Below are 22,328 nucleotides of genomic sequence, written 5' to 3' on the forward strand. Positions count from 1 at the left end.
GTATTACATTCTTGAGATGTCCATCGTTACTGGGCAAGATCAGAGGCCCTGATCAGCAGCTCGCGTAAAAGGGCAGTGACGCCTATTCCTACTGGATGATTAGGCAGGTTTAAGGTGAACGATTCGACATTGACATATAACGTCCGCAAACAAACCGCTGTGCTGGCGCGCATTTCATGTTCTACATAAGGAGGCATCCATACGCCACGAAACGGAGGTAATAACCAGTATTCATCGCGGGTACACAGTCTCATCGTACCTGTACTGGCATAGATTAACTGTCCACGCTGGTGTTGATGGGGAGGGATGTGATGGCCCGCAGGGTACTCTTTAAACATCGACACCACAGGGTTTTTAGCATTTTCCCATTTAGCAAGATGCGCATTTGGTGGGTGGTTAGTACTCATTTGGGCCCCAATATCTTAACCAAGAAAACGCCTCACTATACCCTGGGGTATCGCCGCCTTTTACTTGGCTTTTACCTCATGCCATTTATCCATGTCATTTACCCCAAGTCATTGACCCTTTGCTAACGTTTCTAAACAGCATTGCGAAAACGCATGACCTGCTTGCCATCGACAGGGTCATCGATCACATGGGCATGCACACCAAAGGTCTGTTGTAGCCTACTGGCGGTGAGCACGTCGTGGGGTGGGCCACTATCGATCAGGCGGCCGCTATCCATAACGCCAATGCGGTCGCACTCCATGGCTTGGTTAAGATCGTGCAGGGAAATAATCACCGTAATCGGCAGTTGCCTGACCAGTTCAAGAATCGACAGCTGGTGGCGAATATCCAGATGGTTGGTGGGTTCATCCAGCAGCAGGATCTTAGGCTGTTGGGCCAATGCCCGAGCAATATGCACGCGCTGGCGCTCACCGCCAGAAAGTGTATGCCAAAGCCGATCTGCCATATGCGCCATATCAACATCTATCAGCGCTTTAGCCACGATGGCATCATCTTCAATTGACCAGGCGCGTAAGGCGGAAAGAAAAGGCGTGCGACCCAGCGCGACCACTTGGCGCACGGTAATTCTATCGGTGGTGTCAGCCTGTTGCTCAACCAAGGCAATAGATTGAGCGATAGTCCGTTGTTTGAGGGCGTGCAAAGGCTGGTTATCAATCCGCACCTGGCCTGTCTTTGGTTTGTTCAAACCGGCCAGCAGACGCAGCAGGGACGTTTTTCCCGAGCCGTTGGGCCCCACCAGACCAAAGGTCTGACCGGGCTCGACTGTGAGGTTGACGTCAATGACCAGTGGCGTGCCATGTATCGCCCAGGTGAGTTGTTCTGCGGATAATTGCATTAATGCCTCTTGCCACGGACAAGAATAAGCGCAAAAGCGGGCGCGCCGATCAGTGATGTAATCACCCCGATGGGAAGCACCTGACCAGACACTAGAGTGCGCGAAAGAATATCTGAACCGATTAAAAATACTGCGCCAGCAATCGCGGAGGCGGGTATCAATCGCGTGTGTTGGCTGCCGACAATAAAGCGCATCGCATGGGGAATCACTAAGCCAACAAAGCCAATCGCTCCTACGATGGAAACCATTACCGCAGTAACCAGCGCCATTGCGATAATCAGCATGCCGCGCACCGGGCGCACTGCAATGCCCATAGACGCGGCGCTGTCAGCCCCGAAGGTAAACGCATCCAAGGAGCGGCGGTGCCATAGGCAAACCACTAGCCCGAACAGCGCGGCAGGCACCGCTAGGGTAGCATCAGCCCAGCGCACTCCGGAGAGATTGCCCATCAGCCAAAACATAATGCCCCGCGCCTGTTCAGCACTTGCTGACTTGGTAATGATAAAAGCTGTCAGTGCATTAAACAGCTGCGAACCTGCAATCCCCGCCAGAATAATTGCTCCTGCTGCCTGAACACCACGCCCACCACCAACACCGCTGTTGGCCGCATGGGCGAGCATCACTACGATGCCAAAGGCGAGGAGGGCACCAGCGAAGGCACCCAACGATAACGACAGCATGCCAGCGCCTAACCCAGCAACTGCCACCGCAACGGCACCCGTAGATGCTCCAGCAGAAATGCCCATTAAATAGGGGTCGGCTAGTGGATTACGCAGCAGGGCCTGCAATACCACTCCCGCCAACGCCAAGCTGGTGCCACAGCAAGCGGCAACGACGGCGCGACTGAGGCGGTAGTTCCAGATAATACCCTCGTCGATTCGGTCAACTGGATAGTCCGCGCCAAGTAGTTGATTGGCGAGCACTTTGAGTATCGTATCAACGGGAATAGATGTCTCGCCGATGGCGGTGCCCGCGATGAGTGCGGCCACCAGCACAAGAGGCGTCACCCAAAGCCAGCGCAACCCGAAGCGCTTAGTTATGGGCCGTGATAGCGCTATGCTCATTCGTAAAAAGCCATATCAGTTGAAAGACATCGTCGATAGCGCCTCGGCTAGTGACTCAAGGCCGTAAATGCTGCGCATAGTGGCACTCATGGCATGGGCGTCCATCTCTACGATGCGGTTATTTCTAACCGCCGTCATTTCGCTGGTAACCGGGTCATTGTGCAGAAACTCACGCTTTGCTTCGATGTCGTCAGCAGGAAAACGGCGACGATCCATGGCGGCGATAACAATCACATCGGGGTCAGCCTTGGCGATGCTTTCCCAGCCAACGGTGGGCCACTCTTCATCAGACTCAATGACATTGCGAATGCCCAGTTTGTCCATCATATAGCCCGGTGCGCCCAGTTGGCCGGCAACGAAAGGGCTAACCCCCAGATCCGTTGATGAAAACCAAAATACTGCCGACAGGTCTTCCGGCAAATCAAGGCTGCTTGCTAGGTTGATAGCGTGTTCTTCACGGGCGTTCAGGTCTGCCACCAGGGCTTCACCAGCGTCTTGAACATCGTAGATTTCGGCTAGCTCGGTGATTCCTTTATAGATCGATTCCGTCGAGAAAGCGGCGGTGCGGGTACCATCGCCACCGGTAGAGTTATCCTTGGTGTCGCAATCGGCGGGCATGATGTAGGTGGCGATACCTAGTTCATGGAACTGATCTCGGCTGGCCACGCTCCCGGTAGGCCCCACGTGCCACTCGTATTGCACCGCAACTAAGTCCGGGCGCTTGTTGACCACGGCTTCGAAGCTGGGGTCATCGTTGGCGATCCGCTCGATCTGTTCATTGACCTCAGTAAATTGCGGCAAGACCGGATTAAACCAGACTGAGGTACCAACCACGCTATCAGCGAGCCCTAGTGAGTAAAGGATCTCTGTGGCCGATTGACCCACCGTTACCGTTTGCTCGGGTGGCGACGCCACACTTATCTCTACGCCGCAGTTGGTCAAGTTCACTGGGTAAGTAGTGTCACTGGCCAGTGCGAATGAGGCGGGCAGCAGCGATGCGGCTATCAGTGAGTAACATACATGCTTCATTTCGGAATCCTACAAAAGATAAATTTTAATAATTTGCAATGTTATATCATTTTATTAATCTAAACGAAGAGCACTTTCCTGTATCAGCCGTTTTTAGACAAAATATCTAAAAAGCGTTGTCGTGCGGCTGGCGGGAGGTTGTCGGGTAGGTCGCTTTCGGTGGCGGCGGTACCTCCCACCTGGATCAGCATCACCATGCCCATGGTGTAGTGCGGTGAACACTTGATGCCCCAGATGCCTTCTTCGTTCAGCGTTACCTCTATTTCCTCGTTAATATTGCCGACGAAGGCTTCTCCACCTTCCGGCACCATTCCTGCAATTGTGGCCGCATTATGCCCTGCGTTAGTGGCCAGAAACTTCACGCTATCCCCCGGTTGGATAACCAGATAGCTAGGTGAAAAAGGCAGTGGGCCACTATCGTTGCGGTGAAGCATCTCGACAGTATGGATTTGAGGAGAGTGTGTCTCGGCCAACGCGGCTAGCGGTAAAAAGCCAGTCGTTAAAAGGCTGAGTGTTAAAAAGCGAAGTAGTAAGCCAGTTCTTAGTAGTAACTTCATTATAATTAGACCCGTTGAGGCGTAATTAGCGGCGCATCACCCAAGGAGCCAGGAACAATCCGAGCGTCGAGGTGACTGGTGCGCAGCAGCACGTATCATTCTGACAGGTTGAAGTCAGCTAGCTTGTCGGCAAGGGTTTCCAGCGCAAAGATTGAGCGAACTGATGGATCCATTGCGTGGGCATCAATTTCAATGATGCGATCATTCTCCACGGCTTCAGTGATACTGGTGACGGGGTCGGTGAAGAGGAATTCGCGTTTAAGCGCAATATCGTCGGCTGGAAACCGGCGTCGCTCCATTTTGGCCGCAACAATAAAGGTAGGGTTGCTGCGGACGATGGTTTCCCAGCCAACGGTGGGCCATTCTTCCTCAGAGGTCACTACATTGCGAATACCCAGCGTAGACATCATCCAGCCCGGTACGCTGTTGATGCCTGCTACATAAGGGTCAATGCTGAGATCGGCAGAGGAGTACCAGAAGACACCGCTAAGGTCATCGGGTAAATCGAGTTGTTCGGCCTTCGCCACGGAAGCTGCTTCACGTGTACGAAGGTCAGCGATGACCTCTTCACCGCGTTCGGTGACGTCAAAGATATACGCTAGCGTGGCAATGCTCTCGTAGAGCGTTTCGGTATCGAAAAGGGCGGTGCGGGTGCCATCGATGCTTTGGCTATTTTGTTTACCTACGCAGTCGGTGGGTAGGGTCCAGACAGGGACACCCGCGTCATCAAACATGTCGGTAGTGCCTACCATGCCCGCGGGGCCGATCATCCATTCATAGGCTGAGACCACTAAATCAGGCTGTTGGGCGATAACACTTTCATAGCTGGGGGCGTTGTCTGAAAGCCGCTTAACGTCGGCATCTATCTCGCTAAACTCTTCCAGTACCGGGCTTATCCATAGGGCGGTGCCAGCGACGTTATCGGCAAGACCCAGTAGGTAGAGCATTTCTGTGGGGGCTTGGCCAATACTCACTACGCTTTCTGGCGTTTGTTCTAGAGTAATCTCGTGTCCGCAACTGGTGAGCGTGAGGGGGTAATCGGTAGCGGCGTGAGCCGTCTGCCCAAGGCTTACAACACTGGCAGCCACCGCCGTGGTCAATCTCAACATCATGTACACTCCCGTGCATGATGAGCGATGCGTACAGCCAGAAAAAATATCTGGCCGAACTGTCTCGCTCGATTAATTAACATGGTCGGCAGGTCTCCTGACTGACGGGTCATGGCTAGCTCGCCTTCCCAGACAATACGTCCAGTGGCTCATTGAGCATCGCTAACCGCCTACAGTTGCGGGGGCAGTTCCGTTTCGCGGCTAAGCCGCAGCGGATTCTCTATTAAGTTCCGTGAGGAACACCGACGGCAGCTATTCTAGGTGGCGGGTAAAGGTAGAACAACAAAAAGCCCGATCTTTCGGCTAAATTTGACATTAAATCCATTTTTTTCATTACGATAAGACAAACCAAATCTTCTGTGGCTTGGTATTCTTAAATGTCATATCAATTTGGCCTAGTGTCGAAATTAGGCCTGTCTTACCGTGTACTAATAGGGACTGTCTTCTAGGGAATGCTTGGCACTAAGCTGGCTTCAAAGCCGCGCCTTCCTCTATACTGCAACGTTTTATTTCATCGCTTCCTTATGAATGGTTTTATCATTACTTACCAAGTCATCATGAATCAAGTTCAAGCTTCGGGGATGCTCTGCATGGGAGGTTCGGTTGAGTGACTTTCCCTTTGTAGGTGTTGTCGGCCAGGAAGCGCTGAAAACCGCCTTGCTGCTGAATGCGATTAATCCGCGCATTGGCGGTGTGCTGATCAGCGGCCCTCGGGGCAGTGCGAAATCCACCCTGGCGCGGGCACTGGCGGCGGTTTTGCCTAACGACACCAATGGCAAAAAGCCACCCTTTGTCACCTTACCCCTCGGTGCCAGCGAAGACCGGCTCGTGGGAAGTCTTGATTTGCAAAAGGTGCTAGCCGAGCAGCAAGCCACTTTTCATGAAGGGCTCCTCGCCAAAGCCCATGGCGGGGTGATGTATGTCGATGAAGTTAATCTGCTGCCGGATATACTGGTTGACCTGCTGCTAGACGTGGCCGCTAGCGGGGTCAATATCGTTGAGCGTGATGGCATCAGCCACTCACACTCGGCGCGTTTTAGTTTGATTGGCACCATGAACCCTGATGAGGGCGAGCTGCGTCCGCAACTGCTCGACCGTTTTGGGCTCTGTATTGAACAGGCTGACCGCGTCAGCGTTAAACAGCGCATTGCTATTGTTCAGCAGCGCGAAGCCTTCGACCGCGACCCTGAGGCTTACATACAACAGTTTGCGGTAGAGCAGGCAGCGCTGACTCAGCAGATTCACCATGCCCAACAGGCACTAGCATCAGTGACTTGCGAAGGCTGGGTGTATGAGACCGTTGCTGCACGCTGCGAAGCCGCAGGCGTTGAAGGGCTGCGGGCAGACGTTACCTGGCATCGAGCAGCTCAGGCTCATGCAGCCTGGCGGGGGGCGGAAAGCGTCAGCCAAGTAGATATCGATACGGTGGCGCCCTGGGTGCTGGCACATCGTCGAACCCAGCCGCCAGAGCAATATCCGCCGTCCTCCCCGCCTAATCAAACGCCTTCAAATGGGGAGGGCGGATCGTCGTCAGCTAATAACGCGCCCACCGGCGGATCATCCCATCAAAATGGTGAGCAGGGTCAATGGGGCGCTATGCCGCCCATGGCACAGGCGTCCATTAACCAGCCAGCGGTTAACCTGCCCGAGAGCAATACCTTTTCCCCGCGTGTGCAACGCGCCGATACAGCGGCTAGCTCAGGCAAGGGAAGTGTCTCCGGTCGAGGGCGTTCTCTGGCGGAAACCTCGCGGCTAGACGGGTTCGCGACGCTGATCGCCAACCGTGGCCAGTGGCCTTGGCAGCAATTGAAAATGCGCAAGTCTCGCGCAGGGCAGGCGATAGCGCACCTGGTGCTACTGGATACCTCTGGCTCCACCTTGGGGCAGCGCCTGTTAGGCCAAGCCAAAGGGCTGGTGGAGTCGCTGGTCGCCCAAGCTTATGCTGCGCGGGAGCAAGTCGCGGTGCTTGGGTTTGGTAATGGTGGCGTGGTGTCGCTACTGTCACGTCGACGTGCTCCCAAAAACGCGCGGGGCACGCTTGATCATGCCAAGGGCGGCGGTGGCACGCCGCTGCGGGAAGCGATTGTGGAAGCCAAACGGCTAATTCAACAGTGGCAGCGCCGCGAGCCTGGCTTACAGGTACGTACTTATTTGATTACCGATGGCCGCACACGGGAATCGGTTGACGATCTCGCTCCGCTAGGTGATTGCCTGCTGATCGATACCGAGCAATCGAGAGTTAAACGCGGGCAGGGCGTACGCATCGCCCAGCAATTAGGCGCCCGTTATTGGCCAGCCTCGTTTGGTAAACCCTCTTTGGCACATTCTGCTTTTGCACATTCTGTTTTTGCACATCAACCTGGGGAAAGCCCATGAGTGACGCTAGCCATTTAAACCGCATGCAGCGCAAAAAAGACGTGGTCGATGAGCGTATTAGCCGTGCCACCGAAGAGCGTGGCGTGCTGATTCTGCTTAAAGGCAACGGCAAGGGAAAAAGCAGTTCGGCTTTTGGCACCATGGCGCGTTCACTAGGGCACGGTCAGCAGTGCGCGGTCATTCAGTTTATTAAAGGCCGCCGCGAAACCGGCGAATACCTGTTCTTTCGCGATCATCCCAAGCTTGATTGGCACATCATGGGCCACGGCTTTACCTGGGAAACCCAGAATCGCGAGCGGGATATCGAAGCCGCCCAAGCCGCCTGGGCAGTCGCTAAAGGACTGCTGGAGAACCCCGCTTATCATATGATCGTGCTGGATGAGATGAGCTACATGTTCAAGTACGGCTATCTCGACCCCGAGCCGGTGGTAGAAGCCTTGCAACGCCGCCCGGCGCACCAGAACGTGATCATTACTGGGCGCACCATGGCCACGCCGCTGCAGGAAATCGCCGATACCATCAGCGTTGTTCAAGATGAGCGCCACGCGTTTCGCGGCGGTGTCAAAGCTCAGGCGGGGATCGAGTATTAATGAGTATGCTAACCGCTCGCTGCCCCGCGCTGTTTATCGCTGCCCCGGCTTCTGGCCAGGGTAAAACTACCGTCACGGCGGGCTTGGCGCGGCTGCTACGTAATCAGGGCAAGGTGGTGCGGGTGTTTAAAACCGGCCCTGATTATCTGGACCCGCAGATATTGGCTCAGGCCTCAGGTCAACCGGTAGATCAGTTAGATTTATGGATGGCAGGCGAAGCCTACTGCCGCCAGCGTTTTTATGACGCCGCCTGTGAAGCGGATTTGATTCTGGTCGAAGGAGCCATGGGGCTGTTTGATGGTGAGCCTTCAAGCGCCGACCTGGCGGCCTTATTTGCTATTCCCATGGCAATTGTCATGGATGTAAAAGGTATGGCGCAGACCGCAGCCGCGCTGGTATCAGGGCTTGCCAACTTTCGGGATGATATCCATATCGCCGGGCTTATTGCCAATGCCTGCGGCTCGCAGCGCCATCGCGAGCTGATCGAAGGGGCGCTGCCGGCGACGATTCCTTTGCTGGCCGCTGTGCCACGAGACCCTGATTTAGCGCTCCCCGAACGCCATCTTGGGCTGGTGCAAGCTGCGGAGATTCGCGAGGATTTAGAGGCACGCTTTGAAGCGGGTGCCAAGGCACTGGAAGCGGCTGGGCTGCTGGAAGCGCTTGCAGCACTGCCACCGGTGACCTTTGCCGCTCCGCAAGAGCAGCTTGCGGCCGTTAAGCCGGTACTTAAAGGCCGCACCATTGGCGTAGCCCGTGATGCCGCCTTCAGCTTTATCTATCAGGCCAATCTCGACCTGCTGGAGCAGATGGGCGCAACGCTGCGTTTCTTCTCGCCGCTGACGGATAGCTGTCTGCCCGAATGCGATGCGCTGTGGCTGCCGGGAGGCTACCCGGAACTTCATGCCCAGCAACTGGCCGGTAACAGCGCCATGCGTTCGGCCATTGAGGCTTTCTATAGCGCCGACAAGCCCATTCTGGCTGAGTGTGGCGGCCTGCTGTACTGCCTGGAAACCCTGACTGACTACGACGATATCACCCATCCCATGCTCGGCTTGCTGCCTGGGCAGGGGGCGATGCGCGGTCGGCGTGGCTGCCAGGGGATGCAAACGGCTGAACTGCCGGAAGGCCCGGTTCGCGGCCATGCCCACCACCGCTCTATGGCCGAAGGCACCCCCGAGCCGATTGCTCATGGCCGTCGCCAGCGCCACCCCGCACCGGGGGAGGCGATTTACCGTCAGAATCGCTTAACGGCGACCTATTTACATCTGTTTTTCCCCAACAATCCTGACGCTGTGGCGAGGCTTTTTTCCGCCAGCCCGGCGCACGCTGAACAGCGATACAGCGAGGCATTTACCCATGCAACCCAGTAATGTGAAGTTAAACAAGATTCCCGCCACGGTCGTCACCGGTTTTCTCGGCAGCGGCAAAACCACGCTGTTGGCCAATATTCTGCGCCAGGTTACCGGCAAGCGGATCGCCGTGATTGTGAATGAGTTCGGCGAGCAGGATATCGACTCTAGCCTCTTGCGCAGCTGCGCGTTGGGGTGTGAAGAGGGTAGCGAAGGCGGGCAGCTAGACGGGGAAGATGGCAGCATCTATGAGCTGGCCAACGGCTGCATCTGCTGCACCGTGGAAGAAGAGTTCCTACCGGTGATGAAAAAGCTGGTTGCCCGCCGCAATGATATCGACCACATTCTGATCGAAACCAGCGGTCTGGCACTGCCTAAGCCGCTGGTACAGGCGTTTAACTGGCCCGACGTGCGCCAGCACTGCACCGTCGACGCGATTATTACCGTGATTGATGGCCCCGCGGTAGCTGCCGGCCGTTATGCCAGCGATGTGGATAAGGTCGAAGCCCAGCGTCGCGCTGATGAAAGCCTGGATCACGACCCCAGCCTGCGTGAGCTACTGGATGACCAGCTAAGCGCGGCGGATTTGGTACTGGTCAGCAAGGCGGACCTGCTCAGCCCGGAAGAGCGCACGCAGGTTGAAGCGGTGATTCAGTCGCGGGTGAGCGAATCGGTAAAAACGCTGTTTATCGATCAGACCCAGACCACCGACACCGCCCAGTTGGAAGCGCTGATGGGCATTGGTGCGGCCAGCGAAGAGCATATTGACAGCATCACCAATCATCACGATAAGCACCACGCTGAAGGCGCGCACCACGACCACGCCCACGATAACTTTGATTCCTGCGTGATTACCCTGGGTGAAGTGGATGGCGACGCCCTGGCCAGCAAGCTGCAGCAACTGCTGAAAAGCCATGAGATCTACCGCGCCAAAGGCTTTGCGGCGATTCCCGGCAAACCCATGCGCCGGGTTATTCAGGCGGTTGGCGAGCGTTTGGAAGGTTACTTCGATCGGCTTTGGAGCCAGGACGAGACGCGCCAGACCCAGCTGGTAATTATTGGCAAATCGCTGGATAGCGCCGCGCTACGTGAAGCGCTAACTGAGGCAGAGGTTCAGACGGCCACCTAATGCACTTATTTGCCGCCAAGCCCGGGGGCTTTGTCGATGATGAAGGCATTATCGATCTGCAGCAGAGCCCCGCCGAGGTCGTGATACTGTCCGCCGCTGATAGCAATCTGTCGGCGCTGGCCCAGGCGGTTGATCGCCTGGGGGAAGCGTACCCCTCGGTGCGGCTAGCCAACTGGATGAATTTGGTAAAACCGGCGGCCTATGATCTCTATGAAGATCGGGTGCTGGAAAAGGCTCAACTGGTCATCGTTTCACTGCTGGGCGGTAAAGCCTACTGGCAGTACGGCCATGAACGCCTGCTCGCTTGGGCGGTGGCTAGGCCCGAGCGCCAACTGATTTTGGTGCCGGGTTGCGACGCACCGGATGATGCCCTATTAGAAGATTCCACCATCGCCTTTGATGGCGCTTACCGGGTGTGGCGCTATTTAAGAGAGGGCGGCGTGGATAACGCCGAGCAGTTGCTGCGCTTTATCGCCAGCGAATGTTTATCGCTTTCTCTGGCATGGCAGGAGCCGAAAGTTATTCCGGCCGCGGTGATTTATGCGTCGCAAGACCAGCAGGCGCTAAGCCTTAGCGAGTGGCGCGACCGTCAGATACCCGGGCGGCCGGTGTGCCTGCTGCTGTTTTATCGCAGCCACTTGCAGGGGGCGAATACTGCCGTGCCAGATGGCCTACTGGCAGCGCTCAAAGAAAAAGGGCTAGAGCCGCTAGCGGTTGCCGTGGCCTCCTTGAAAGAGGGGCCATGCATTGATTTTATCAACCACCTGATTGAGCAAACCGGCGCCATGCTGGTGATCAATACCACCAGCTTTGCGGTCAATCGCAACGCCGACGGCCTGGATGCTCTGGGTGAAAAGCTACCCGACAGCCTGTTTGTGGGGCGACCCGTGGTGCTCCAGGCGATACTTGCCAGCAGCACCAGTGAAGACTGGCAGGACATGGCCGCCGGACTGCATAGCCGCGATGTGGCCATGCAGGTGGTGCTCCCCGAAATGGATGGTCGCATTATCACTAGGGCGGTGGGGTTTAAAGCCGAAGCCCACTATAACCAGCGCTGCCAGCTGGCAGTGACCCACCACGTGATTCATCCAGAACGAGCCGCCTTTGTCGCCGAGCTGGCGCGGCGCATTTGTTCGCTACGGCTAACCCCCAATAGGCAGAAGCGCATCGCGCTGATCATGGCCAACTACCCCAATCGGGATGGCCGGATCGGTAACGGGGTCGGGCTGGATACCCCCGCATCGACGCTGCAGATTCTCAGCGCCCTGAAAGAGGCGGGTTATCCGCTCAGCGAGCTACCGGAAAATGGCGATGCGTTGATCCGCCAACTTCAGGGCGCGGTGACCAACGATCACGGCAGCCTCGACCAGCGCGCCTGCTGGCAGAGTATCAGCGTTGACGACTACCTTGCTTGGTTTAAAACCTTGCCCAGCGAGCTGCAGGAAACCGTATGGACGCGCTGGGGTGCGCCTAACGAAGACCCCAAATGCCGCCAGGGGCGTTTGATGATCGCCGGTATTCGCTTAGGCGAGACCTTTGTGGGGATCCAGCCGGAACGCGACTTTATCGACGATCTTACCCAGTCCTATCACGATATGGAGCTGGTGCCACCCCACAGCTATCTGGCGTTTTACTACTGGCTGCGCGAGCACTATCAAGTTGATGCAGTCATCCACGTGGGCAAGCACGGCAACTTAGAGTGGCTGCCGGGTAAAAGCATCGCCTTGAGCGCTGACTGCTGGCCGGATATTGCCCTGGGGCCGTTGCCGCACTTTTATCCGTTTATTGTGAATGATCCCGGCGAGGGTGCCCAGGCCAAGCGCCGCAGTCAGGCGGTGATTATCGACCACCTGATGCCGCCGCTAGCGCGGGCCGAACTCTACGGCGCTATGGCCGAGCTTGAAGCGCTATGTGATGAGTATTATCAAGCGCTGGATATGGACCCGCGCCGGGAAGCGCTGATTCGCAGCCAGATTCTCGCTCACCTGCGTGATACCGGTATCGATCAGGAACTGGCGCACGCCGTCGACGGTTGTGAAAACAGTACTGATGACGCCGACATTCTCAACGAGCTGGATACCTTTCTGTGCGATATCAAAGAGTCGCAGATTCGTCATGGCTTGCACATACTCGGCACGCTGCCGCCTGAAGAGAAGCGGGCGGGAACGCTGGTGGCGCTGCTACGGCTACCCCGTGGTGAAGCGGTGGCCAGCCGCGGCCTGCTGCACAATCTAGCGAGTGATTTAGGGTTGGATTTTGATCCGCTAGCCGCTGGCAACGAACCTTGGCAGGAGCCTAAACCCGTTGTTCTAAGGGAGCTGCTGGATACCCCTTGGCGCACCGGCGCGGATACCCGCGAGCGCCTTGAACTGCTGGCCGAGCGCTGGGTGGCCGACTACGTATTAGCCCCTGGTTGCCTGGAGGAACTGGCCCAAGATTACCCCAACACGGCGGAGCAGCTGCGCTATGCCCGCGACCAGCTATGGGTCGCTATGCAGCGTGGTGTGAAAATGGAGATTCAGTCGCTGCTCGACGGCCTAGAAGGTATCTTTGTTCCCGCTGGGCCTAGCGGCGCGCCCAGCCGAGGGCGGCTGGATACGCTGCCCACCGGGCGTAACTTTTTCAGCGTCGATAACCGTTCAATTCCATCGCCAGCCGCCTGGACGCTGGGGGAAAAATCCGCCCAGGCGTTTGTCGAGCGCTACCTGCAGGATAACGGCGACTATCCGCGCCGTTTGGGGCTTTCGATTTGGGGTACCGCCACCATGCGCACCGGCGGCGATGATATCGCCCAGGCCTTCGCGCTGATGGGCGTGCGCCCTAAATGGTCGCTGGGCTCCCAGCGGGTGAGTGATTTCGAAGTGATCCCCTCGATGCTGCTCAATCGCCCAAGGGTTGATGTCACGCTGCGGGTCTCCGGGTTCTTCCGCGATGCTTTCCCCAATGTGATCCGCCTGTTTGACGCCGCCGTGCAAGCGGTGGCTAGTTATGAAGAGCCGGGTAACAGCAACACCATCCGCGAGGCGGTGCTTGCTCGCCAGCAAGTACTGGAAGACCAAGGGCTAAGCCCAGAGATGGCCGCCCAAGAGGCAAGCTACCGTATCTTCGGCAGCAAGCCCGGCGAATATGGTGCGGGCTTAAACCGGCTGATTGAAAACCGCTCTTGGGACAGCGCCGACGATTTAGCCGAGGCCTATATGGATACAGGTGCCTACGCCTACGGCCAGTTTAAGGCTTCCGGCACTGCCGCGCGGGCGGCGTTTGAACAGCAGCTCCAGGGGCTGGATGCGGTGATGCAGAACCAGGATAACCGCGAGCACGATATTCTTGATTCCAACAGCTATTACGCTTTTCAGGGCGGTATGGCCAGCGCCTCGCGCTCGCTAAGCGGAAAAGCACCGACCATTTATCACGCCGACCACGCCAATCCCGCGGTGCCCAAGATTCGTACCTTGAAAGAGGAACTGGCGCGGGTGATCCGCTCGCGCGTGTTGAATCCCAAGTGGATCAATGCCATGCGTGAACATGGCTATAAAGGCGCCTTTGAAATGGCTGCCACGGTGGACTATCTGTTTGCTTACGATGCCACCACCGATCTAGTCGCCGACTACCAGTACGCCCAGGTGAGTGATGCCTTGGTGCTCGACGCTGCTAATCAGCAGTTTCTGCGTGAGCACAACCCCGCAGCCTTAGAAGAGATGGCGGAACGCTTACTCGAAGCCGCCCAGCGAGGCATGTGGCAAGCCCCCGGCGAACACGGCCAGGCGCTACAAGACCTGCTGCTGGAAATGGATGAAGCCAAAGAGACGGGGAATTATGACCACCAGCCCGCGCATTAAAGGTTGGTGCCCCGGCGCGTGGCGGCCTATGGCCACCGGCGATGGCCTGTTGGTACGTGTACGCCCACCGCTGGGCCAGCTTTCACGGCAGCAGGTAGTGGCACTGTGTGAAGCCGCCGAGACCTTCGGCAGCGGTTTGATCGAGCTAACCAGTCGGGCCAATATTCAACTACGGGGAGTGACCGAGGCCAGCTGGCCGCCGCTGATGGCGTTTCTGATTGAGCATCAGTTGGTGAGCGACGACCCGCAAGCAGAACGCCAGCCACAGCTGATGCTGGCATCCGCTTGGCAAGAGGGCGATGACACTCATACCATTGCCCGCCTGTTGCAAGTGCGGGGCAGCGAATTAGCGCCTATGCCCGGCAAGATCGGTATTGCGATTGATACAGGAAAAGCGCCGGTGCTGTGCGATAGCGCCGCTGATTTTCGTATTGAGCGCTCGGTGGACGGCGGTTTGATAGTGCGCGCCGATGGCTATGAATGTGGCACGGCGGTGAACGAGCCCGAAGCCGCCGTTGAGCAGTTAATACGCCTGACCCATTGGTTTGTGGACAGCGGCGGCTGGGACTCTGGGCGCATGCGGCGGCACATAGCACCGCTGCCTGACTGGGCGGCCGCTGATACTGCCCCCGCATCCCCTGGCGAGAAGCTGGCGCTGGGCAAACATAGCAACGGTATGGTGGTGGGGCTGCCTTTTGGCCGGGTGGCGGCTAATACGCTGCGCGAGACTGTCTCTCCGGCAAATGGTTCTCTAACAAATATCAGTGCTGTGCAGTTCACGCCCTGGCGGCGCTTATTGTTGAAGGATTGCGATACACTACCCGCGGTTGATGGCTTAATCCGTCATAATAGCGACCCGCGGTTAGCGATGGATGCCTGCCCCGGTGCGCCATACTGCGAACAGGCGAGTGTTGCCACCCAGCCGCTTGCCGAACGGCTAAGTGGCTGGGTGGAAACAACCGTACACATATCTGGGTGCGCCAAAGGCTGCGCCCGCCAACGGCCAGCAGCGCTGTGCCTAACCGGCCGCGAAGGGCGCTTTGACGTGATTGTTAACGGTCGCGCCGATAGCGCACCGAAGGCCACCGGCCTTTGTGAATCTGACGTTTTACACTATTTGGAGAGTTTGGGTGCCTCACGTTTATGAAACACACGGACCGGCGATTTACCGGCAGTCGTTTGCGATTATTCGCAATGAAGCTGAGCTTGATCGCTTTTCAGCGGAAGAAGAAACGGTTGCGGTACGCATGATTCACGCCGCTGGGCTGGTGGAGCTGGCGGCGCATATCCATTTTCAGAATGACGTGGTCAATCGAGCGCGTTCAGCGTTAGAGCAGGGCGCACCGATTCTTTGCGATGCACGGATGGTCTCCGAAGGCATTACCCGCAAACGGCTGCCCGCTAATAACGACATCATCTGCACCCTTAACGATGAGCGCACTCCAGGCCTTGCCCAGGAAATGGCCAATACCCGTTCAGCGGCAGCGCTGGAACTGTGGCGGCCGCACCTGGAAGGTGCCGTGGTCGCCATTGGCAATGCGCCCACCGCGCTGTTTCATCTGCTTAATATGCTCGAAGACCCAGACTGCCCGCGCCCGGCGGCCATTATTGGCTGCCCGGTCGGCTTTGTTGGCGCGGCGGAATCCAAAGAAGCGCTGTTGGCTAACCCCGCGCTGCCCAGCTGTATCGTGCGTGGCCGCCTGGGTGGTAGCGCCGTCACGGTAGCGGCCATCAACGCCATGGCGGATCGTATCGAATGACCCAAGGAACCATTTACGGGGTTGGCTTAGGGCCCGGCAGCCAAGACCTAATGAGCGTGCGTGCCGACCGCTTGATTCGTGGTGCCAGCCATGTGGCCTATTTTCGCAAGCAGGGCCGCAGCGGGCATGCGCGTACCATAGTGGAAGGACTGATCGCCCCTGGTGCAACCGAGCTGCCCATGGAGTATCCGGTTACCACGGAAATTCCTTTTGACGACCCTCGCTACAATGAACTGCTGTCGGCTTTTTACGAACGCAGCGTGGCCCAACTGATCGAGATGGCAGAGGCCGGGTGCGATGTCGTGGTGCTTTGCGAAGGCGACCCGTTCTTCTACGGCTCCTTTATGCACCTCTACACGCGGCTGCTGAACCGCGTGCCGGTCTCGGTAGTGCCGGGGATTACCGGTATGTCGGCGGCCTGGACGGCTACCGCGCAGCCAATTACCTGGGGTGATGACATCATGACGGTGCTGATGGCCACGCTGCCGGAAGAGACGTTGGCCGAGCGCATCGCCCAAACCGATGCACTGGTGGTGATGAAAATTGGCCGCAACCTGGCCAAACTACGCCGAGCGCTGGCGCATGCTGGCCGTGAAGGCGAGGCGTGGTTGATCGAGTACGCCGCCATGACCCAGCAGCGCGTGCTGCTGCTGAGCGAGGTTGGCGAAAGCGTGCCTTACTTCTCGATTGTGCTGATTCATGGCAACGGGAGGCGGCCATGAGCGGTTGGCTGAAAATCGTCGGCCTCGGGCCGGGTGCCGATGCCATGATTACCCCGGAGGTTTCGGCTGCGCTACTCGAAGCCACCGATGTGGTCGGCTATGTGCCCTACGTTAATCGCGTGGCTCCCAGGGCTGGGTTAGTCCGCCATGGCTCAGATAACCGCGAAGAGATTCGCCGGGCGGAGCAGGCGCTACAGCTGGCGCTTGAGGGCCACCGGGTAGTGGTTGTCTCCTCTGGCGACCCTGGCGTATTTGCCATGGCCGCTGCGGTATTCGAAGCCTTGGAAGCGGGGGATGCCCAGTGGCGCACGCTGGATATTCAGGTACTGCCGGGTATTTCTGCCATGCTGGCCGCCAGCGCAAGCGTCGGCGCACCGCTGGGGCACGACTTCTGCTGCATTAATCTATCCGACAACCTCAAACCCTGGGCGCTGATTGAGAAGCGCCTGCGCTTGGCTGCCGAGGCCGACTTCGCCATGGCGTTTTACAACCCGCGCTCCAAGGCACGGCCAGCGGGGTTTGAACGAACGCTAGAGGTACTGCGGGAAGCCTGTGGGCCGGATCGATTGATAATCTTCGCCCGCGCGGTTTCGACCCCCGAAGAAGCAATTCGCGTTACCACATTAGGGCAAGCAACGACGGATATGGCTGATATGCGCACGCTGGTCATCGTTGGTTCCCAGCAAACCCGCTTGATTGAACGCAGTGGCGTGCCGCTGGTTTATACGCCGCGTTCGGCTGATTAAACGCTGTGATGATTAATAGTGGTCACTAAGCCAGCTAAACACGTCATCGATACGATGAACTTCGTGGCGTGGCGGCAGTGCCGGCCGTTCTATCATCACAATGGGTAGGCCGAGCCTTCTTGCCGCGCTGAGTTTCGACGACGCACCTTCGCCGCCAGCGTTTTTACACACGATGCGCTGGATGCGCTGATTTTCCAGCAGGGCGAGATCGCCTTCCAGCGTAAACGGGCCTCTATCAATCACAGTGCTGACATCCGGCAGTGGCAACGGGCTGGTTGGCGGGTCAACTAAACGCAGCACATAATGGTGCTGAGGCTGAGCGGCAAAGGCGCTAAGGTGCATTCGCCCAATCGCGAGCAGCACCCGTTGGGGCGGGCCAGCCAAGGCGTTAAGGGCCTCATCAATACTTGCCACGCTTTGCCATTGGTCGCCGGTAACAGGCTGCCAGGCAGGCCGGGTAAAAGCGGTGGTCTTTACACCGCACTGCGCCGCCGCGGCTAACACGTTGCTGCTCATCTGTGCGGCAAACGGGTGGGTGGCATCAACAATATGGGTAATGCGCTCCTGGGCTAAAAACGTGACCAGCCCATTAACGCCACCAAAGCCGCCAATGCGGGTCGGCAGTGGCTGGGGTTTAGGCGTGTTAACGCGCCCTGCATAGCTAAAAATGGCGGGAATGCCACGCTTGGCAACAGCGCTGGCCAGGGCGCTGGCCTCGCTGGTTCCGCCGAGAATTAGGATTTTGATCATGGCTGAGGTTAACAACGCTCCCTGGCTTACCCTTTTAGGCTGGGGAGAGGGTGGCACACAGGGGCTGACAGCGGCAAGCCGACAGGCATTGGAAAGTGCCGAGGTAGTGTTCGGCGCACGCCGTCACCTGCGCCTTTTACCGCCGCTAAACGCTGAGGTGATTGAGTGGCCAGTGCCCTTTGCTGATGGCATTACAAAGCTGCTAAACCAGCGTGGCCGCCGGGTGGTGATGCTGGTCTCCAACGACCCGTTCTGGTTTGGGGCGGGTACCTCATTAGCGCAGCATCTCAGCGTAAACGAGTGGCAGGCACTGCCAGCCCCTTCCTCTTTTAGCTTGGCGGCTGCACGTTTGGGCTGGCCATTGGAGCGTTGTGTTTGCCTGGGTTTACACGCCAAGCCGCTAACCCGTATTCGGCCCTACCTGCATGCCGGTAGACGCTTGCTGGTGTTGGTAAGAGACGGCGCGGCGGTGACCGAGCTGGCGGCGCTGGTAACTAGCCTTGGCTTTGGCGATACCCAGCTAACGCTGCTGGAATCTTTGGGCGGCGATAACGAACGCATTCGCCATTGTCGTATCGACGCCAGCTTGCCCGACGACATTGCCCATCCGGTGGCGGTAGCGCTGGAAGTTGCCGGTAACGGCCCCGCCTTGCCGCTGACGCCCGGCCTGCCGGATCATTTTTTTGACCACGACGGCCAGATTACCAAACAGACCATTCGCGCCATCACCCTGGCGGCCCTTGCCCCCATGCCCGGCGAGCGGCTGTGGGATATCGGCACCGGCTCAGGCTCCGTTGCCATTGAGTGGCTGCTCGCGCATACGGATAATCAGGCGGTGGGCTTTGAGCAAAACGCTGAACGGGCAGTACGAGCACGCAGCAATGCAAACAGCCTTGGCGTTGACTGGCTAGAAGTAAAACAGGGCCGCGCGGCTGACGTACTCAACGATACGCCGCTACCCGATGCGGTATTTATCGGCGGCGGGTTATCTCAAGCGCTGTTAGACGACTTATGGCAGCGCCTGCCCAAGGGCGTGCGTATCGTCGCCAATGCCGTCACTCTGGAATCCGAAGCGCTGCTGGCGCACTGGCACCAGCAGGTAGGCGGCGAACTGCTGCGTTTAGAGCTTGCCAACGCAGCCCCCATCGGCACACGGCGGGGCTGGAAAGCCATCTATCCGATTGTTCAGTGGCGGGGCGTTAGATGAAGCCATCGGTATTGAGAATTGCAGGGTTTGGTTTTCGCCGCGAAGCCACGATTAAATCGCTCGGCCAAGCGCTGGATCAACTGATCGACCAGTACGGCTCTGTCTACAAGTACGGTGCTGTCTATAAGTACGGCCTTATCAACCGGCTGGCGGCGGCACGTTCTATGTTGCCGTTGGTAGAAGAGCTAGGCCGACTGCGTAATATCGAAGTCATTGCCGTAGCAGATGCCGAGCTATCAACAGTGGCAACGCTTACCCATTCAACACACAGTTTGCAGGCGCGCGGCACAGGCAGCGTTGCCGAGGCCGTGGCGCTGCTAGCAGCAGGCCCGAATGCGAGATTAGTGGGGCCCAGGATCATTTCAGCGGATCGACAGGCTACCGCCGCACTGGCGTTAGGCTTTGCACGAAAACTGCCTGTGCTCGACAATACGGCGTTAAAAATCGCCTCAAAATACTCATTTACACCACGTAAACTCCGTTTTTTCGTTGATTTTTGCCTTGTCTAGTCTTCGCTCGCCGACTTTTCGTACAAAGCCTAGGAATTAGTTAATGACCGTACATTTCATTGGCGCAGGCCCCGGCGCGCCGGATCTGCTTACTCTACGCGGGCGGGATTTAATCGCCGCCTGCCCGGTGTGCCTGTATGCGGGCTCTTTAGTGCCGGAGCAGATTCTGGAACACTGCCCGGCGGGGGCAATGGTGATCAATACCGCGCCGCTCTCGCTGGATGAGATTATGCAGGAAATCAGCCGCGCCCACGCCGAAGGCCAGGATGTCGCCAGACTGCATTCGGGGGATCTCTCGGTATGGTCGGCCATGGGCGAGCAACTTCGTCGCCTGCGCGAGCTGAATATCCCCTACAGCATTACTCCAGGCGTGCCATCCTTTGCGGCAGCGGCGGCAACCTTAGGTCAGGAGTTAACTCTGCCCGGCGTGGCTCAGTCGGTGGTGCTCACCCGCACGCCGGGTCGTGCCAGCGCCATGCCCAGTAACGAGATGCTTGCCAATTTCGCCCGCACTGGGGCAACGCTGGCTATCCACCTCTCCATCCATAACCTTTCCCAGGTAGTCGAAAGCCTGACGCCTTACTACGGCGCGCAGTGCCCGGTCGCGATTGTGTGGCGGGCAAGCTGGCCCGACGAGCGGGTGGTACGTGGGCGGCTAGCCAGCATAGAAGCGCTGATCGATGACACCATGCAGCGAACCGCGCTAATTCTGGTGGGGCCGGTACTGGAGAGCGAAGACTTCCAGGAAAGCAGCCTCTATGCCGTAGGCTACGACCGCCGCTTTCGCCCTCAGTCGGCGGATTCGCCTTTTGCCACGGCAAGCCAAGACCAAGAGAGCGACTTATGATCACGCTATCGCTGATAGGCATCGGCACCGGCAACCTTGATCACGTCACCCTGGCCGCCGTGCGCGCCCTCAATAGCGCCGACCTGATCCTGCTGCCCCGCAAGGGCGAGGCCAAGTCGGATCTAATCGATCTACGCCGCTTACTCTGCGAACGCCTGTTAGAAGAACCGGTGACCACCAAAATCGTCGAGTTCGATCTTCCCAGCCGTGATAGCCGTAATGACTACCTTAGCGCGGTAGACGACTGGCACGCTGCGATTGCCAGCGTTTGGGCGCAGTTGATGGATGAACATCTTCCCAATGGCGGGCGGGTCGGCATGCTGGTGTGGGGCGACCCCTCGCTTTACGACAGCAGCCTGCGTATTAGCCAGCGGCTAAGCGCTGCGGGTAAGCAGGTAGATGTAGAGGTCGTGCCTGGCATCACCAGCCTGCAGGTGCTTACCGCTGAACATAAAATTCCCCTCAACGCGCTTGCAGAGCCAGTACAAATCACCACCGGCCGCCGCCTACGCGAGCGCGGCTGGCCGAACGATGCCGCCACGGTAGCGGTGATGCTGGATAGCGGCGGGGCGTTTACCACGCTGCCGTTTGACGACACCTATATCTGGTGGGGCGCCTACCTGGGCATGGATAAACAGTGCTTAATCAAAGGCTGGCTAAGCGAGGTCAGCGACCAAATCATCCAACGCCGCGCGGAACTACGCGACACCCACGGCTGGATTATGGATATTTACCTGCTCGCCAAAAAGCCGGAAAAATAAACCCAGGTATCAATATGGAATATTTTTCCATAAAATAATCCTGCCTATTAAATAACCAAGTTATCAGGAGCGACTATGAGCTTTTACGTCTATCTTTCTGGCGAAATCCACACCGATTGGCGCGAAGAGATTCAGCGCGGCGCTGATGCAGCGGGCCTGGATATCGTCTTCACCGCCCCGGTCACCGATCACGACGCCAGTGACGCCGCAGGCGATCACCTGGGCAAGCCGGAAAATGGCTTCTGGCGCGACCATCAGTCCTCCAAGGTCAACGCCATCCGCACCCGCACCATGATTGAGCAAGCAGATCTGGTAGTTGTGCGCTTCGGCGACAAGTACAAACAGTGGAACGCCGCGTTTGATGCAGGCTACTGCGCCGCACTCGCCAAGCCCTACATCACCCTGCACAGCGAAGATATTGTTCACCCGCTAAAAGAAGTCGATGCCCAAGCCCAAGCCTGGTGCACCACCACCGATCAAGTCGTCGAAACCCTGCGTTACGTCCTAAAAGCCTAAACCTTAACGCCTCCTGCAACACCGCCACTGTATTAGTGGTGTTGTGGGAGGGCGCTTTAGCGCGCGACCATCCCGCCCCGTAAATAACACCGCATCTGAACCGATACTCTGCTCTAGTATTGTAGACATGATGGATTGACCTGCCCCTCCTCAACTTCGTGGGTT

21 protein-coding genes and 1 riboswitch are annotated in these 22,328 nt (G+C 57.7%); of the genes, 14 read left to right on the forward strand and 7 right to left on the reverse strand.

All coding sequences use genetic code 11. The features are described 5' to 3' along the window. Positions 1-26: 26 nt before the first annotated feature. From INT21_RS11420 to INT21_RS11445, 6 genes are all read right to left on the reverse strand, one after another. A complete protein-coding gene (locus INT21_RS11420; protein WP_193067794.1) occupies positions 27-407 on the reverse strand; it encodes an AraC family ligand binding domain-containing protein in 381 nt (126 codons plus the stop codon). A gap of 131 nt (positions 408-538) precedes the next feature. After that, positions 539-1,303, reverse strand: a complete 765-nt coding sequence (locus tag INT21_RS11425; protein WP_193060269.1) for an ABC transporter ATP-binding protein — start codon at positions 1,301-1,303, stop codon at positions 539-541. Further along, positions 1,303-2,367: a FecCD family ABC transporter permease gene (locus INT21_RS11430; protein ID WP_193067793.1), complete on the reverse strand. Its 1,065-nt coding sequence runs from the start codon at positions 2,365-2,367 to the stop codon at positions 1,303-1,305. The genes INT21_RS11425 and INT21_RS11430 overlap by 1 nt, the downstream gene beginning before the upstream one ends. A gap of 15 nt (positions 2,368-2,382) precedes the next feature. Beyond that, positions 2,383-3,396: an ABC transporter substrate-binding protein gene (locus INT21_RS11435; RefSeq protein WP_193060271.1), complete on the reverse strand. Its 1,014-nt coding sequence runs from the start codon at positions 3,394-3,396 to the stop codon at positions 2,383-2,385. A gap of 83 nt (positions 3,397-3,479) precedes the next feature. Continuing rightward, positions 3,480-3,953, reverse strand: coding sequence for a pseudoazurin (locus tag INT21_RS11440; protein WP_193060272.1), 474 nt, complete (start codon positions 3,951-3,953; stop codon positions 3,480-3,482). A gap of 95 nt (positions 3,954-4,048) precedes the next feature. Then, a complete protein-coding gene (locus INT21_RS11445) occupies positions 4,049-5,065 on the reverse strand; it encodes an ABC transporter substrate-binding protein (protein WP_226912414.1) in 1,017 nt (338 codons plus the stop codon). 67 nt (positions 5,066-5,132) lie between these two features. Beyond that, a riboswitch (cobalamin riboswitch) is annotated at positions 5,133-5,324 on the reverse strand. A 341-nt stretch (positions 5,325-5,665) separates the two neighbouring features. Between INT21_RS11445 and INT21_RS11450 the strand changes: the two genes are divergently transcribed. From INT21_RS11450 to cobJ, 9 genes are read left to right on the forward strand one after another with little or no spacing between them, the layout of a single operon-like run. Next, on the forward strand, positions 5,666-7,438 hold the full coding sequence (locus tag INT21_RS11450) for an AAA family ATPase (RefSeq protein WP_193067792.1): 1,773 nt from the start codon (positions 5,666-5,668) through the stop codon (positions 7,436-7,438). After that, positions 7,435-8,028, forward strand: coding sequence for a cob(I)yrinic acid a,c-diamide adenosyltransferase (gene cobO / locus INT21_RS11455; protein ID WP_038483381.1), 594 nt, complete (start codon positions 7,435-7,437; stop codon positions 8,026-8,028). Before INT21_RS11450 ends, cobO begins: the two co-directional genes overlap by 4 nt. Next, positions 8,028-9,398, forward strand: a complete 1,371-nt coding sequence (locus INT21_RS11460) for a cobyrinate a,c-diamide synthase (protein ID WP_193067791.1) — start codon at positions 8,028-8,030, stop codon at positions 9,396-9,398. Before cobO ends, INT21_RS11460 begins: the two co-directional genes overlap by 1 nt. A 1-nt stretch (position 9,399) precedes the next feature. Next, the gene (gene cobW / locus INT21_RS11465) at positions 9,400-10,506 is read left to right on the forward strand and encodes a cobalamin biosynthesis protein CobW (RefSeq protein WP_193067795.1); all 1,107 of its coding nucleotides are present in this window, start codon (positions 9,400-9,402) and stop codon (positions 10,504-10,506) included. Beyond that, positions 10,506-14,345, forward strand: a complete 3,840-nt coding sequence (gene cobN / locus INT21_RS11470; protein WP_193067790.1) for a cobaltochelatase subunit CobN — start codon at positions 10,506-10,508, stop codon at positions 14,343-14,345. Before cobW ends, cobN begins: the two co-directional genes overlap by 1 nt. Next, positions 14,323-15,492 (forward strand): cobalamin biosynthesis protein CobG, encoded by a 1,170-nt coding sequence (locus INT21_RS11475; RefSeq protein ID WP_193067789.1) that lies wholly within the window; start codon positions 14,323-14,325, stop codon positions 15,490-15,492. The genes cobN and INT21_RS11475 overlap by 23 nt, the downstream gene beginning before the upstream one ends. Beyond that, entirely contained in the window at positions 15,476-16,105 is a 630-nt protein-coding gene (locus INT21_RS11480) for a precorrin-8X methylmutase (protein ID WP_009723625.1), read from the forward strand. Before INT21_RS11475 ends, INT21_RS11480 begins: the two co-directional genes overlap by 17 nt. Then, positions 16,102-16,827, forward strand: coding sequence for a precorrin-2 C(20)-methyltransferase (gene cobI, locus INT21_RS11485; RefSeq protein ID WP_193067788.1), 726 nt, complete (start codon positions 16,102-16,104; stop codon positions 16,825-16,827). The genes INT21_RS11480 and cobI overlap by 4 nt, the downstream gene beginning before the upstream one ends. Next, positions 16,824-17,573: a precorrin-3B C(17)-methyltransferase gene (gene cobJ, locus INT21_RS11490; protein WP_193067787.1), complete on the forward strand. Its 750-nt coding sequence runs from the start codon at positions 16,824-16,826 to the stop codon at positions 17,571-17,573. Before cobI ends, cobJ begins: the two co-directional genes overlap by 4 nt. Positions 17,574-17,585: 12 nt before the next feature. Here cobJ and INT21_RS11495 read toward each other — a convergent pair whose 3' ends face one another. Next, positions 17,586-18,323, reverse strand: a complete 738-nt coding sequence (locus INT21_RS11495; protein ID WP_193067786.1) for a cobalt-precorrin-6A reductase — start codon at positions 18,321-18,323, stop codon at positions 17,586-17,588. Between INT21_RS11495 and cbiE the strand changes: the two genes are divergently transcribed. The 5 genes from cbiE (at position 18,322) to INT21_RS11520 (ending at position 22,163) form a co-directional block, all read left to right on the forward strand. Continuing rightward, positions 18,322-19,530 carry a precorrin-6y C5,15-methyltransferase (decarboxylating) subunit CbiE gene (gene cbiE / locus INT21_RS11500; protein ID WP_193067785.1) on the forward strand — a complete coding sequence of 403 codons (1,209 nt, stop codon included), beginning with the start codon at positions 18,322-18,324 and terminating at the stop codon, positions 19,528-19,530. The genes INT21_RS11495 and cbiE overlap by 2 nt on opposite strands. Next, positions 19,527-20,039, forward strand: a complete 513-nt coding sequence (locus INT21_RS11505; RefSeq protein ID WP_193067784.1) for a cobalamin biosynthesis protein — start codon at positions 19,527-19,529, stop codon at positions 20,037-20,039. Before cbiE ends, INT21_RS11505 begins: the two co-directional genes overlap by 4 nt. Before the next feature lie 43 nt (positions 20,040-20,082). After that, positions 20,083-20,886: a precorrin-4 C(11)-methyltransferase gene (gene cobM / locus INT21_RS11510; protein ID WP_193067783.1), complete on the forward strand. Its 804-nt coding sequence runs from the start codon at positions 20,083-20,085 to the stop codon at positions 20,884-20,886. Then, on the forward strand, positions 20,883-21,647 hold the full coding sequence (gene cobF, locus INT21_RS11515; RefSeq protein ID WP_193067782.1) for a precorrin-6A synthase (deacetylating): 765 nt from the start codon (positions 20,883-20,885) through the stop codon (positions 21,645-21,647). The genes cobM and cobF overlap by 4 nt, the downstream gene beginning before the upstream one ends. Before the next feature lie 75 nt (positions 21,648-21,722). Continuing rightward, entirely contained in the window at positions 21,723-22,163 is a 441-nt protein-coding gene (locus INT21_RS11520) for a YtoQ family protein (protein ID WP_009723617.1), read from the forward strand. Positions 22,164-22,328 lie beyond the last annotated feature (165 nt).

The organism is Halomonas sp. 3F2F (assembly GCF_014897805.1).
Lineage (GTDB): Bacteria > Pseudomonadota > Gammaproteobacteria > Pseudomonadales > Halomonadaceae > Vreelandella.

Bases quoted from the DNA above. Each gene is read 5' to 3' on its own strand.
- INT21_RS11420 (WP_193067794.1), bottom strand. From the start codon at position 407: ATGAGTACTAACCACCCACCAAATGCGCATCTTGCTAAATGGGAAAAT.
- INT21_RS11425 (WP_193060269.1), bottom strand. From the start codon at position 1,303: ATGCAATTATCCGCAGAACAACTCACCTGGGCGATACATGGCACGCCA.
- INT21_RS11430 (WP_193067793.1), bottom strand. From the start codon at position 2,367: ATGAGCATAGCGCTATCACGGCCCATAACTAAGCGCTTCGGGTTGCGC.
- INT21_RS11435 (WP_193060271.1), bottom strand. From the start codon at position 3,396: ATGAAGCATGTATGTTACTCACTGATAGCCGCATCGCTGCTGCCCGCC.
- INT21_RS11440 (WP_193060272.1), bottom strand. From the start codon at position 3,953: ATGAAGTTACTACTAAGAACTGGCTTACTACTTCGCTTTTTAACACTC.
- INT21_RS11445 (WP_226912414.1), bottom strand. From the start codon at position 5,065: ATGATGTTGAGATTGACCACGGCGGTGGCTGCCAGTGTTGTAAGCCTT.
- cobO (WP_038483381.1), top strand. From the start codon at position 7,435: ATGAGTGACGCTAGCCATTTAAACCGCATGCAGCGCAAAAAAGACGTG.
- INT21_RS11460 (WP_193067791.1), top strand. From the start codon at position 8,028: ATGAGTATGCTAACCGCTCGCTGCCCCGCGCTGTTTATCGCTGCCCCG.
- cobN (WP_193067790.1), top strand. From the start codon at position 10,506: ATGCACTTATTTGCCGCCAAGCCCGGGGGCTTTGTCGATGATGAAGGC.
- INT21_RS11475 (WP_193067789.1), top strand. From the start codon at position 14,323: ATGACCACCAGCCCGCGCATTAAAGGTTGGTGCCCCGGCGCGTGGCGG.
- cobI (WP_193067788.1), top strand. From the start codon at position 16,102: ATGACCCAAGGAACCATTTACGGGGTTGGCTTAGGGCCCGGCAGCCAA.
- cobJ (WP_193067787.1), top strand. From the start codon at position 16,824: ATGAGCGGTTGGCTGAAAATCGTCGGCCTCGGGCCGGGTGCCGATGCC.
- cbiE (WP_193067785.1), top strand. From the start codon at position 18,322: ATGGCTGAGGTTAACAACGCTCCCTGGCTTACCCTTTTAGGCTGGGGA.
- INT21_RS11495 (WP_193067786.1), bottom strand. From the start codon at position 18,323: ATGATCAAAATCCTAATTCTCGGCGGAACCAGCGAGGCCAGCGCCCTG.
- INT21_RS11505 (WP_193067784.1), top strand. From the start codon at position 19,527: ATGAAGCCATCGGTATTGAGAATTGCAGGGTTTGGTTTTCGCCGCGAA.
- cobM (WP_193067783.1), top strand. From the start codon at position 20,083: ATGACCGTACATTTCATTGGCGCAGGCCCCGGCGCGCCGGATCTGCTT.
- cobF (WP_193067782.1), top strand. From the start codon at position 20,883: ATGATCACGCTATCGCTGATAGGCATCGGCACCGGCAACCTTGATCAC.
- INT21_RS11520 (WP_009723617.1), top strand. From the start codon at position 21,723: ATGAGCTTTTACGTCTATCTTTCTGGCGAAATCCACACCGATTGGCGC.